The following is a 12,346-nucleotide window of genomic DNA, read 5'->3' on the forward strand; positions in this document are numbered from 1 at the left end:
TGGTCTGGAGGGGCGGGTCATGGGCCTCATTTCAGCCCTTTCCCCTACTGACCGCGGGTGCGCGGCCGGTCCTCGAGACCAGGTCCTCCGCGGCAGCGGCAAATCGCGTCCCGGCCCATTTGTAACTCATTGAGTCCACCTCGGGCCAGACCCAGTAGATAGGAATTACCGAGCCCCGCACTTCAATCCCATCCAGCGCCACCTCAAAAGACACACTTTCCGACCACCATCCCCGAGGTTCTTGACGGCTCGTTCCTGCGCACGCGAGACTTCGCCTGACTCCTCTCACGTCTCACCATCCATCTCCGAGGGCATGCAGCGCGAGCGCAAGGCGTTCGAAGCGCGCCCCCTCGTTGCTGTCACCCGTTGGAACGCCAGGAAAACATGGACTTCAGTTGGACTCACGAGCAGGTGGAGCTCTATGACCGTGCCCTCGCCTTCGCGCGAGCGCAGTTGCCCGAGGCCTCAAAGCCCAGCAAGGAAGCCCTGCCACGCGATTTGTGGCAACGCTGTGGTGAGTTCGGCTTCCTGGGTCTGCCCGTGCCAGCGGCGCATGGCGGACTGGGACTGGACACACTGACCACTGCGCGGGTGATGGAGGCGCTGGGACGCGGCTGCGTGGACACCGGACTGGTGTTCTCCGTGGGAGCTCACCTCTTCGCCTGCGTGATGCCCATCCTGGAGAGCGGGGATGACGCGCAGAAGTCCCGGTACCTGCCCCGCCTGTGCTCGGGGGAATGGGTGGGCGCCAACGCCATCTCCGAACCGGAAGCGGGATCGGATGTGTTTGCCCTGAAGACGCGCGCGGTGCGGGACGGCGACAGCTACGTGCTCGATGGTGGCAAGAGCTACGTCACCAATGGCCCTTCCGCGGACGTCTTCCTCGTCTACGCCGCCACGCAGCCGGCCCATGGGTACATGGGCCTGAGCGCATTCCTCGTGGAGAAGGACACGCCGGGACTGTCCGTCGGGCGTGCCTTCGAGAAGATGGGGCTGTCCACGTCGCCCATCGCCCCCATCTACCTGGAGGGGTGCCGTGTCCCGGAGTCCGCGCGGCTGGGTGCGGAGGGCCAGGGCGCGGCGATGTTCAAGCGCTCCATGCAGTGGGAGCGCGCATGCCTCTTCGCCGCCTACGTGGGCGTCATGGAGCGGGTGCTCGAACAGACGGCGGACTTCGCCCGGACCCGCAAGCAGTTCAAGAAGGCCCTGGGGAAGAACCAGGCCATCTCCCACAAGCTGGCGGACATGAAGCAGCGGCTGGAGGCATCCCGGCTGCTGCTGTACCAGGCCTGCTGGAAGATGGACCGAGGCCAGGACGCCGTCATGGAAGTGTCCCTGGCCAAGCTGGCCATCAGCGAGGCTGCCATCCAGAGCGGCCTGGACGCCATCCAGATTCACGGCGGCATGGGCTACGTGGCCGAAACGGGCATCGAGCGCGTGCTGCGTGACGCCATTCCCAGCGCCATCTTCTCCGGCACCTCCGAAATCCAACGCGACATCATCGCCAACCAGCTCGGCCTATGACACTCGACCAAATCGTCATCCGTGCAGCGGCGAAGGCTCCCGAGTCCATCGCCATCAAGGGTCCCGACGGGACCCTCACCTACGGCCAGTTGGACGCGCTCGCCAACCGCATCGCCCGCGCGCTCCAGGAGCTGGGCGTGAAGCAGGGAGACCGCGTGGGGCTGTGGACGGAGAAGTCCGTGCGCGCCGTCGCCGCGATGCAGGGCATTGCCCGGCTGGGCGCCGCCTACGTCCCCATGGACCCGCTGAACCCCGCGACGCGGACGCGGCTCATCCTCGACGACTGCGGCATTGACGTGATGGTGACCACCACCACGCGCGCGTCCGAGCTCCACAACGCTGGCGTGAGCCGGCTGCGCTACCTGCTCGTGGACGACAAGGGGCCGGAGATCTGCTGGAACCGGCTGTGCGGTTTTTCGTCCGAGCCGCTGCCGCCGCACGGCGCGGGTGACCACGACCTGGCGTACATCCTCTACACGTCAGGCTCCACGGGAACGCCCAAGGGCGTGTGCATCAGCCAGCAGAACGCGATGGCCTTCATCGAGTGGTGCCATGAGCTGCTGGGCACCACGCCGGAGGACCGCTTCAGCAACCACGCGCCGTTCTTCTTCGACCTCTCGGTGCTGGACCTGTACGCGGCCTTCATGGGTGGCGCGTCCGTCACGCTCATCCCGGAGGCGCTTGCCTTCGCGCCGGAGAAGCTGGTGGAGCTGGTCCTCCGCGAGCGGTTCACCTGTTGGTACTCGGTGCCGTCGGCGCTGATGCTGATGATGCAGGAAGGCGGGCTGCTGAAGCATGGGCCGCTGCCCTTCCGCGCCGTGCTCTTCGCGGGCGAGCCGTTCCCCATCCGGCACCTGCGCCCGCTTCGTGAGCACCTGCGGCAGGCGCGGTTCTTCAACCTCTATGGACCCACGGAGACCAACGTCTGCACCTTCCATGAGGTGACGGACATTTCGCCCCACCGCACCGAGCCGGTGCCCATTGGCCGAGCGAGCTGTGGCAACCGCGTGTGGTTGGCCCGGCCGCCGCCGGACTCGAAGGAAGCGCGGGAGGAAGGCGACGGCGTGGGCGAGCTGATGGTGGAAGGCCCCACGGTGATGCTGGGCTACTGGGGCCAGCCTCGCCACGGGAGCGGGCCGTATGCCACGGGGGACCGCTGCCGCGAGCTGCCGGACGGCACGTTCGAATACCTGGGCCGCCGCGACAACATGCTGAAGGTGCGCGGGCGCCGCATCGAAGCGGGCGAAATCGAAGCGGCGCTGCTCACGCACCCGGACATCCGCGAGGCAGGCGTGATTGCCACCGGCTCCGGCCTGGAAGCGCGGCTGGTGGCCTTCGTGGTCAGCGGCGCCAGCAAGCCCCCTTCCCTGCTCAAGGTGAAGAAGCACTGCGCGGAGCGGTTGCCTCGCTACATGATTGTCGACGAGGTCCGCGTGCTGCCCGAGCTGCCCCGGACTCCCAACGGCAAGCTCAACCGGCGCGCACTGAGAGAACTGACGCAGGCGCCTTGAGTCGGTAACGGGCCGCCAGGGCTCCTGGCGGCCTTCCCCACACCGTCCGTGCAACCGCCCCGCGGCTGCCCGCCTGCCCGCAACGTCTCCTCGACTTCGTACAGACCCCCGACCATGATGGCCGCGCGCGTCAACCGGGCCACATGGATTCCACCACAGCTGAACGGCCTCGCCGGCGGTGGGCTCGAATCATCGCGGGCGTGGTTCTTACAATCCTGGTCGTGCTCCCCGCGCTGGCACTGGTCGCTGCCGTGGTGGTGTTGCGCAACCTCGACAATCCCTGGCTGAAGCAGCCCATTGTCTCCGAGGTGAAGGCGGCCACCGGGCTCCAGGTGGACTACCAGGTCGCCCAGGTCGAGCTCCTCTCGGGGTTGAAGCTGGGTGGGCTGGTGGTGCGGACACCCGCTCCGTTGCATACCGCCGCGCCCGAGCTGCTGCGCGTCGGCACGTTGGAGGCGCACTGGTCGCCCCGTGCGCTGGTGACCGGTCCCATCCGGATTGAGCGGGTGGTGGTGCGAGACGTGGCGCTCGCCCTGGTCGCTGACGATTCAGGCGCCACCTCCCTCACGGGACTGACGGGACCTGAAGCCCCAGAGCCGCCGCCCGTTGAAGCGCCGGTGAGTGCCTCCCAGCAGGTCGCCGACCTCCTGGGCGCGCCGCTTCCCGTCGGGCACGTCGATGTGTCGGGCGTGTCGCTGAGCTACGTCCGCGTCCAGCGTGGCGAAGTCGCCGAGCGCTGGTCCCTGGGCGGGCTCGCGGCGAGGGTCGAAGCGAAGCAACACGGCGGGGAATGGAAGGTCTTCGCGAACCTGGGCCAGGCGGGTGCCCCGCTGCCGCTGGAGCTGCGCCACGAAGGCTCCGCCACGCCCCCGGCCCTCGCGGAGCTGGCGTTCGCCCTTTCGATGGAGGCTGGCGCTTCGGCCGCTCGCGCGCAGGTGGACCTCGATGTCACCCGGCAGACCTTCGACCCACGCTTCTCGGTCCAGTCGCTGCTTCACGGCGCGGTGGCCGCGCGGTTCGATGTCGAGAAGCGCCACATCGCCGTGGAGCTGGAGCGCACCCAGCTGACAGACAGCGCGGAGCTCGAGGTCCAGGCCGTGCTCCCGGATGCCGCGGACGAGCCCCCGGTCGTGACACGCGCCCTGGCGGACATCGAGCTTGGAGGGCTGCTGGCCGCAATCCCTTCCGAATGGCGCCCGTTCACGCTCGAGCGCGGCAAGGTCAAGCTGGACGCACAAGACGTCACCCTGAGCGCGATGCCTCAACTGGGGCCTCGCGGCAGACTGGGCCTGGACGTGGACGTCGCGTCGCTCCGGATGATCGGTGAGCCGGTCCGACTGGCGCTCGGCGGAGCACGCGTCACCCTGGTGGCGACACCTGATCCGCAGCAGGGGATCTCCGCGCAGCTGACGTTCGGAATCGATGGGCTCGACGTGGGAGGCCCCACGGCCCTGCGGATTCCAAAGGCCCACGGTGAAGTGAAGGGACATCAGCTCCGCCCAGAGCCCTCATCCCCGCTCCAGGTCGCCGGGAACGCGAGCCTGTCGGGCATGGTGGAGTCCCTGGACCTCCGGACTCCCGACCTCCGAGCGAAGGCCGAACGGATGGGTTTCCAGCTCAGCGCGCCGCTGGCGGCAGCGCCTCCCTTCGCACTGAGCGCGAACGTGCCCGTCAGGGCGCTCGATGTGTCGTCGCCGGATGGGCGCACGCTGCTGAAGGGCCCCGTGCGCGTGAAGCTCGATGCGTCGGACGCGTTCCCGCAGCTCGACGAGCCCCAGCTCAGCCGAGGCCGCGTGCAGTTCGTGCTCGACGTCGGCGACACGCAGGCGTCCCTGGATGCCACCAAGGACACCGACGCGGTGTCCTTCACCCTGGCTGCTCGGACACCGGACCTCGCCGCCGCCCGCCCCTTCATTCCCGACTCGGTCGCGGCGCGCATTCCGTGGCGGCACCTGGGCGTGAGCCTGGACTCCAAGGGCAGCGTGAAGGCGCTCTTCTCATCCGCGCCACGGCTGGAGCACCGCACGGAGCTGAAGCTGCAACGGCCCGCGTGGGACAACGTGACGGCAAGCGACGTCGCCGTCGTGATGCGCTCGCGGGGTGACGCCTGGCGCCACCAGGGCGACCTGGACCTGCGAATCGAAGGGCTCCGGGCTGGTGAGAAGGACATGGGGCTCCAGCATCAGACGCTGACCCTGGACCTCAACCGCCGGAAGCCCGCGTTCCGGTTGGGCCTCACCAGTCATGAAGGGCCGAAGGTCATGCTGGACGCCTCGGCGGCGTTCGACCGGAAGGCCCGCGCCCTTCGCATCGACGTGAAGGGCGACATTCCCCCACTGGGCCCTCTGGCGCCCTTGCTGGCCATGGCGCAGGTGCCCCCGGAGCTGGATGCCGGGCGGCTCGCGGTGGGCATCGAGCTGCACGGCACGCTTCGCGGCGTGCTCACGGGTGTCACAGCCGATGGCACGCCGCGACTCGCCCCGGACCCGGCGCGTACCGCCAGCTTCGATGGAACGGCGGTGGTGAGCGCGCGGGGCCTGCGCTGGAGGCAGGACGCCCTGTCGCTCAACATTCCCGCGCTGCATTGGCAGCTGGCGTCTCGCGTCGAAGGTCCCAAGCGAACCGTTCACAGTGACCTGCGCGTGGAGAAGCTCACGGTCGGAATGAGCGATCGGCGGCTGTCCTTCTCGGAGCTGACCAGCGACACCACCGCCAGCTTCACCGAAGCGCTGGAAGCGGACGACATCGAGCTGAAGCAGCACTTGAAGCTTCGCGCGCTGGAACAGAACCCGGCGCTGCCCTATCCGGTCCAGGACGTGGAAGCGACGTTCTCCGCGCGGCGCAAGCCCACGGGCGTCATCCACGTTCCCCAGCTCGAACTGACCAACGCGGGAACCCGCACCCATTTGAAGGTCCGGGGGCGGCTCGACCTCAGCGAGGACCGGCGCCGCCTGGGGCTCCGGGGCGAGCTGTCGCAGGACATGGCCAGGCTCGCGCGACCCGGGACTCTGGAGGGAAGCGGCAAGGTCACCGTCGACTTCCGCGTGGGCTCACCCGACCTCGTCGTCTTCCGGACCGTCTCCAACCTGCTCCTCCAGGACTTGAACCTGCGCCTGCCCGAGCAGGGCTTCGAGATTGAAGGGATGGACGGCAACGTCCCGCTCACCGAGAACCTCGAGTTCAGCGAGGGACAGCTTCGGCTGCTGAGCGACATCGACGTGAACCCGTACCCGATGCTTCGTTTCGCCGACCAGCATCCCCTGCTCTCCCGCAGCGGGTATGTGTCCGCCAAACGCATCAGCACGCCGTTCGTCGCCGTCGCGCCCCTGGCGGGGAACCTGTCCATCGACCAGCACGTCGTCTCCATGACGCAGCTGGAGATGGGGGTTCGTGGTGGGCGCATCACCGGACAGTGGCTCCTGGACTGGCAAGGCAAGCACTCCACCCTGGAAGCCCGCGTGCGAGCCACCGGGGTCCAGTCGTCCCGAGGCGAGCCCTTCGACGGCAATGCCGCCGTGGTCATCTCCGCGAAGGACCGCAGCATCAATGGCCGCGCGGAGATTCTGCGCATTGGCAACCGCCACCTGCTGGACCTGCTCGACATCGAAGACCCCCGCCATGTCAACCCCGCCACCAACCGGGTCCGCTATGCCTTGCGGCTGGGCTACCCGGAGCACGTGCGGGTGAGCTTCAACCACGGCTTCGGCAGCCTGCGCATCACCATGGGCGGCCTGGCGAAGCTGATCAGCATCGACGAAATCCGGGGCATCCCCATGGGCCCCATCGTCGACCAGCTCATCAAATCCATGACTCCTCCGGAGACCACGCCATGAAACACCGTGGGTTGCTGCTGTGGGCCGCCCTCGCCACGTCCGGGTGCATCAGCGCGCCGGAGATTGTCATGGTGGACCGCGCGACGGCGCTCGAGGAACAGGCCTCGGGCTCGTTCAAGGATGTGGAGCAGCGGCTGGCTCGCGCGGGCATGAATCCCACGCCGGTGCCATTCACACCCAATCAGTTGGAAGAGCTGGGCATCCAGCCCACGCCGCTGGTGGAGAACATCGGCAGGACGCCCGCGGACCGCGTTGACGACCTGCTCCGTCGCCACTGCGTGGGCGAAGGGCGGGACGGGCTGCTGGTGAATACCCGGCGCCGCTGCCAGGCCGGGCGCATGACAGCCGACGACGTGGCCCTGGTCGAGCGGGTGAATCGCTCCCGTCAGCTGCTCTGGAAGTGGATGCGGTCGGCCCGCCCCGACGTCCCGGAAGAGACGCTGCGCCGGAACTGGCACAAGGTGCACGCGGAGGGTGTCGTCTGCGGCGGTTGGGTCGAGGCCGAGGATGGGACCTGGGGAGAGAAGCAGTGCTGACGCGGCGGAGACGGGGCGTCGTGGCCCTGGTGACGCTGATCGCGGGGAGCGTCTGGGCGCAGGACGATGAGAACGATGGAGGACTGCGCACGCCCACCCGGCTCACCGTGGGCGTGGGCGACCAGTTCCTGGGGCAGTTGGCGCCTGACGGGAACACGTTGATCTTCGCGTCCAACCGCAGCATCGCGACCGAAATCTTCATGCAGGACCTGGAGCGCGGCCGCGAGCGCCGGCTGTTCGACGAAGGCGCGGATGTCACCTGGCCGCGCATCAGTCCCGACGGCAAGCACCTGCTCTACATCTCGTTCCGCAACCAGGCCGGTGGCCAGCTGTGCGTGCGCGAGCTGCCCACCGCGAAAGAGCGCCGGTGCCTCGAAGGAGACGCCAACGCCCTCCAGGCGGAGTGGATGGACGCCTCGCACATCGCGCTGGTGAGCCGGGCCACCATTCAGGGCGACCTTCACCTGTCGCGAGTCGAGCTGGGCGGCACGTGGCGCGTGACGCCCCTGCTCGAGCGGAACCTGACCAGCCCGACCCTGTCCCCCGATGGGCGCTGGCTGGTCTACGTCCCCATCGAGCGCTCCGTGCGGCAGGTGGGCCCCGGCTTCGCCGCGCGCGCCGCGCCCCATCTGGAGGCGCTGCGCCTGGATACCCCCGGCGCGAAGCCCGTCCCGCTGTCGCTCGACATCCCGGGGCAGACGGGACAGCCGACGTTCTCCCGGGATGGGCGCTACCTGTACGTGGTGCAGTTCTTCACGGACTCGAATGCGGATGGCGTCATCGATGCCAGCGACAGCGGCGTGCTGTTCCGGGTGCCATTCGCGACGGAGCGTGACGACGCCGCCGAGCAAGCCGCCGCCGCCAATCCGGACCAGCTCACCAGTGCGTCCTGGGACTGCCAGTACCCGGCGCCCGCGGCCACGTCTCTAGCGGCGACCTGTTCACGCTCACAGTCCCTGGACGTGTACCAGATGCCGCTGGATGGCCAGGTCCCCAGTGCCTGGGATGCGCGCCGGCTCAGCGAAGAGCTGAGGATGGTGGGCCGGCGCGCCGATGAGCTGCTGCTCTATCGCCACCGGCTGCTGCTCGAGACGCGGCCCAGGCTTCGCCGCCTGCTGATGATGCGCATGAGCATGCTGCACCTGGCCTACGAGGACTTCAGCGCGGCGGAGTTCTACGCCCGCCACCTGGGCTCGGTGAGCGACCCCACCACCGCGGGCCTGGAGGAACCGCTCCGCATCCTCATCGACCACCGGCGCGCCATGAAGGAGCGCGAACGGGGCCGCATGGTGGAGGAGCTGAGTGTCGCGGAGCAGAAGCGCATGGCCGCGCTGGATCCCGCGAACGCGCTCAGCCCCGCGGCCGCTGTCTTCCAGCGCGTGGTGCGCAGTGAGCTGGCGGATGACGCGGGTGACTTCACGCGGGCCCGGAAGGAGCTGGAGGCGGCTGAAATCGCCGACACCACGCCGCGCGCGGTGCTGGAGGCGTATCACGCGCGAGCGGACGCGCTGTACCGGAAGCTCGATGAGCGCGAGCCCTTGATTGAAGCGGGTCGGCGGCTCTCCGAGCACCGCATCTTCCCGGCCGACGACCAGCTCGACTTCGCTCGCGCCGCGGTCCGCGCCCTGTACCGGGGACGCCCCTACGATGAGGCGGACGCGGCGATGGCGCAGGCACTCACGACAGCGCCCGCCGGTTCGGCCTACGCGTACGCGCTGGAGCTGGGCCGCCATATCAATGCGCTCCGAAGCGAGCGGCCGCCTCGTGCCGTGCGGGAGGCGCTGCTCGGATTCTACCGGCAGCAGACGGACCCGCTGCGCAGACGGGTCCTGGTTCAGGACGCCGTGGAGCGCGCGGCGGGGCTCGGCGCCGATGGCATCATGGAATCGCTGGCGATGGTCTACGTCGACGACACGCCACCGGGGAGCGAGGAGCGACGCCGCGCCGAGCGGCTCTTTCGCCGCGCACTGATGGGCCGCGCCTACCGGCGGCTGGCGCGGCAACGCCAGGACATGGCGCGTGCGGACTTCGACCTGGTGACGCAGCGGACGGGTTCGCTGGAGAGCGCCGTCGAAGCCATGAACCTGCGCTTGCGAGCCGGCGTCAGTCCGGACGTGGTGGAGAAGGAAGTCACCACCACCGCTCCGAACATGGCGAAGCCGCTCGCGCACTTCGTAAAGGCCTACGTCACCGCGCGCCAGCTCTCCAAGTTGGAGGGGGCTGCCCATGCGCAGGCCGTGACCTCGGCGGTGAGGGAGCTGCGTGCCGCGTGGCCGGAGCTGAAGAATCAACGCGTGGTGCAGGCGCTCCTGGGCGCCATCCATCACGAGGACTTCCTGCGCAATCGCGACCCCGCCGCCGCCGAGCGCGCCAACCGCTACTACATGGTGGCCCTAGATTTGATGCGGAACAACGTCCGCTACCGGGCCATGATTCTCGGCGCGCTGGGGCTGCTGCACACGCAGGTGGGCAACTTCCACATCGCCCTGGGCTACCTCGAACAGCGGGACAAGCTGCCGTACGTGGACAATTGGGCGGGGCTCGCGGTGTCCATGGCGCGGGCCCACGCGCTGCTCCACGTCGACCGTGAAGCCGACGCGGCCCAGGCGGCGGACAAGGCCCTGGCCATGGTGGAGACCACGCAGCGGCTGTCCAGGTTCCTCCCGCTGGCCCTGGACCGTGCCGCGCTCTACAACCTCGCCGCGGGCCGCTTCGAACGGGCGCTGACGCTCTATGACCGGGAGCTGCCGCTCGTGGAGGCGAGCCCCCAGGACGAAGAGGGCCTGCGCAACCGGATGGTGGTGCGGCTGGCGCGCGGCGCCGCGGCGCTGGGTGCAGGTCAGCCGCAGCGGACCTTGGAGGACCTGGAGCAGGTCGAGCGAGACCTGGCGACGCCCGGTGTTCGGAGCGCGTTGAAGTGGGCCCACTCCACGCCGGAGCATGTCCTGCGCTCCTACCGCCTCATCGCCTCGAGCCTGCGCGCGAACGCGGAGACCCGGCTGGGACGCCTGGACGCCGCGGCGCGGGCGCTCGAAACGCGGCGCAAGCTGTACCTGGATCAGTTCGACCAGTTGGACCGCGATGAGGACATTCGCGCCGTGACGCTGGCGGAGCTGCGGCTGGCGGAGAACGCGGTGGACCAGCAGGACCCGGCACGGGCGGCGCGCTGGCTGGGCGAGGCGTTGAAGCACTCCGACTCGCTGGTCGCACGGACGCACGCGAACGTCGATCCGGGGCAACTGGACGTGCTCTGGTTCGCGGCACAGTTGAATGTGAAGGGCGACGGAGGCTTGCCCTTCGACGTGCCTCAGCGACTGGGCAAGGCGCGCCGCACCCTGGTCGAGCTGCGTGACCCGGCCTGGCGTTCGTACCTGGCGTGGTTTGAAATCTACTCGGCGCTCGCGGCGCCCGCCGCCGAGGAGGCCCGTTCGGTCCCGTAGGCCGCGCCCCAGGGCTCCCGGTGCTCCAAGGCGAGCGGACTCAGGCGGGCAGCGCGCGTGACAGCGCCTGCCGTACCGCCGCGCGCACGGGCGCGGGGACCTCATCCCCGGGGATGCGCCGGCACAGGGACACCGTGCGCTTGAGTGCGTCACACGCGTCGCTGCAGCGGGGGCAGCGGGACAAATGGTCCTCCAAGCGCACACAGGCGGCCTGGTCCACCTCCTCCGCGGCGAACTCCGACAGCTCCTGCGCCAGCTCCGGACACCCCGCGCCCTGTCCGTGGGCGCCCTCCCCCAGGAGGGTGGCGAGGTGCTCGCGCATCTGGAGCCGCGCGCGGTGCAGCCGGCTCTTGAGCGCACGCACCTCGATGCCCACCACGCTGGCCGCCTCCTCGGCCGTGAGCCCCTCCACGTCCCGGAGGATGAGCACCTCTCGATGCGCCTCCGGCAGCGCGAGGATGGCCACCTGCAACACCTCGCCCATCTGCCGCGCGTGGGAGACCATGTCCGGCGTCGCCTCCTCCGCCGCGACGTTCGTGGCCGCGGGCGAGTCGAGCGGCTGGAAGTCCTCAGGCGCGCCGACGCGGCGGCGGCGCAGGCGGAAGCAGTGCGTGCGGGCCACCTGGTACAACCAGGTGGACAGCGCCGCGTCCCCTCGGAACGCGTGGATGCCCCGGAAGGCGGAGAACAGCGTCTCCTGGAGGACCTCCATGGCGTCCTCCTCGGAGCCGCACATGCGCAGGCCAAAGCGGTACACCTGCTTCTCGTGGCGGGCGAGGACCTCGTCCAGGGCCTTGTCGTCGCCAGCGCGCGCGGCCTCCATCAACTGCTCATCGGTTCGCGTCGACATCCGCCCTTCGCCTCCTCATCGGAAGAACGCCCGGTCACCAGGATGCCTTCCTGGATGGCGCCAGGAGGTTACATCGCGCCAGACCTAGCGCCTGTGCTGAAGCGACAGGCCGAGCTGACCGCCGGACGCGCCGTGCCCGGGAGGCCGCCAGCTCCCGCCCAGCGTGGCTCGAAGCGCCTGCCGGCGGAGATACCAGCTGAGCCCGGCATCCAGCCGCGCGCCGCCCGGGGCGTCCGCCAGGGCGCCGCCCGTGACTCGCGCCACCAGCGCCCACGGCTCGAGCACCGTGGCCCCCGGCCCCGGCAGGTTGAGGCCCGCGCGGACGTGGGCGAGCAGCGCGTGCCCCTGGGGGGAGGCCACCTGGTGGAGCTCGGCCGAGAGCACCAGCGGACGCAGGCGCAGGAGCGCATCCACGCCCCAGGAGCGTGCGTCGCCCCCAGGCTCCGTGCTCCCTTGCAGGGCCAGGGTGAGGCCCGGCCGAAGGCCGAAATCATTCATGGGCAGGCTGAGGGAGTACGCCTCTGCCTCGGGCGCGCCCAGGGTGAGCGCGGCGCGGGCCACGAGCAGCGGCGGTCGCCACGCCCCCTCCGGCCCGGGGCGGTACACCACCTGTCTCTTATACAAATCTCCGAGCCCACGAGACTACGCTGCA

The 12,346-nt window shown here is 69.5% G+C and carries 7 protein-coding genes; 5 read left to right on the forward strand and 2 right to left on the reverse strand.

Annotation, left to right across the window (positions count from 1 at the left end; translation table 11 throughout):
• Positions 1 to 384: 384 nt before the first annotated feature.
• From F8M74_RS10470 to F8M74_RS10490, 5 genes are all read left to right on the forward strand, one after another.
• Positions 385 to 1,524 carry an acyl-CoA dehydrogenase family protein gene (locus F8M74_RS10470; RefSeq protein WP_141253084.1) on the forward strand — a complete coding sequence of 380 codons (1,140 nt, stop codon included), beginning with the start codon at positions 385 to 387 and terminating at the stop codon, positions 1,522 to 1,524.
• A complete protein-coding gene (locus tag F8M74_RS10475) occupies positions 1,521 to 3,035 on the forward strand; it encodes an amino acid adenylation domain-containing protein (protein WP_141253085.1) in 1,515 nt (504 codons plus the stop codon). Before F8M74_RS10470 ends, F8M74_RS10475 begins: the two co-directional genes overlap by 4 nt.
• A gap of 143 nt (positions 3,036 to 3,178) precedes the next feature.
• Positions 3,179 to 6,868, forward strand: a complete 3,690-nt coding sequence (locus F8M74_RS10480) for an AsmA family protein (RefSeq protein WP_141253086.1) — start codon at positions 3,179 to 3,181, stop codon at positions 6,866 to 6,868.
• Positions 6,865 to 7,404: a DUF1318 domain-containing protein gene (locus F8M74_RS10485; RefSeq protein WP_011554310.1), complete on the forward strand. Its 540-nt coding sequence runs from the start codon at positions 6,865 to 6,867 to the stop codon at positions 7,402 to 7,404. The genes F8M74_RS10480 and F8M74_RS10485 overlap by 4 nt, the downstream gene beginning before the upstream one ends.
• Entirely contained in the window at positions 7,398 to 10,844 is a 3,447-nt protein-coding gene (locus tag F8M74_RS10490) for a PD40 domain-containing protein (RefSeq protein WP_163884373.1), read from the forward strand. Before F8M74_RS10485 ends, F8M74_RS10490 begins: the two co-directional genes overlap by 7 nt.
• Before the next feature lie 40 nt (positions 10,845 to 10,884).
• On the opposite strand, the gene F8M74_RS10495 is transcribed toward F8M74_RS10490, so the two are convergent.
• Together F8M74_RS10495 and F8M74_RS10500 are read right to left on the reverse strand one after the other, a co-directional pair.
• Positions 10,885 to 11,694 carry a sigma-70 family RNA polymerase sigma factor gene (locus F8M74_RS10495; protein WP_141253088.1) on the reverse strand — a complete coding sequence of 270 codons (810 nt, stop codon included), beginning with the start codon at positions 11,692 to 11,694 and terminating at the stop codon, positions 10,885 to 10,887.
• 84 nt (positions 11,695 to 11,778) lie between these two features.
• Positions 11,779 to 12,318 carry a hypothetical protein gene (locus tag F8M74_RS10500; RefSeq protein WP_240462282.1) on the reverse strand — a complete coding sequence of 180 codons (540 nt, stop codon included), beginning with the start codon at positions 12,316 to 12,318 and terminating at the stop codon, positions 11,779 to 11,781.
• Positions 12,319 to 12,346: the final 28 nt, after the last annotated feature.

Origin of the sequence: Myxococcus sp. CA023 (assembly GCF_010998615.1) — a bacterium.
In the GTDB taxonomy this organism is placed as follows: domain Bacteria; phylum Myxococcota; class Myxococcia; order Myxococcales; family Myxococcaceae; genus Myxococcus.

Excerpts from the sequence above, each read along its gene's own strand:
- F8M74_RS10470 (WP_141253084.1), top strand. The coding sequence starts at position 385 with ATGGACTTCAGTTGGACTCACGAGCAGGTGGAGCTCTATGACCGTGCC.
- F8M74_RS10475 (WP_141253085.1), top strand. The coding sequence starts at position 1,521 with ATGACACTCGACCAAATCGTCATCCGTGCAGCGGCGAAGGCTCCCGAG.
- F8M74_RS10485 (WP_011554310.1), top strand. The coding sequence starts at position 6,865 with ATGAAACACCGTGGGTTGCTGCTGTGGGCCGCCCTCGCCACGTCCGGG.
- F8M74_RS10495 (WP_141253088.1), bottom strand. The coding sequence starts at position 11,694 with ATGTCGACGCGAACCGATGAGCAGTTGATGGAGGCCGCGCGCGCTGGC.
- F8M74_RS10480 (WP_141253086.1), top strand. The coding sequence starts at position 3,179 with ATGGATTCCACCACAGCTGAACGGCCTCGCCGGCGGTGGGCTCGAATC.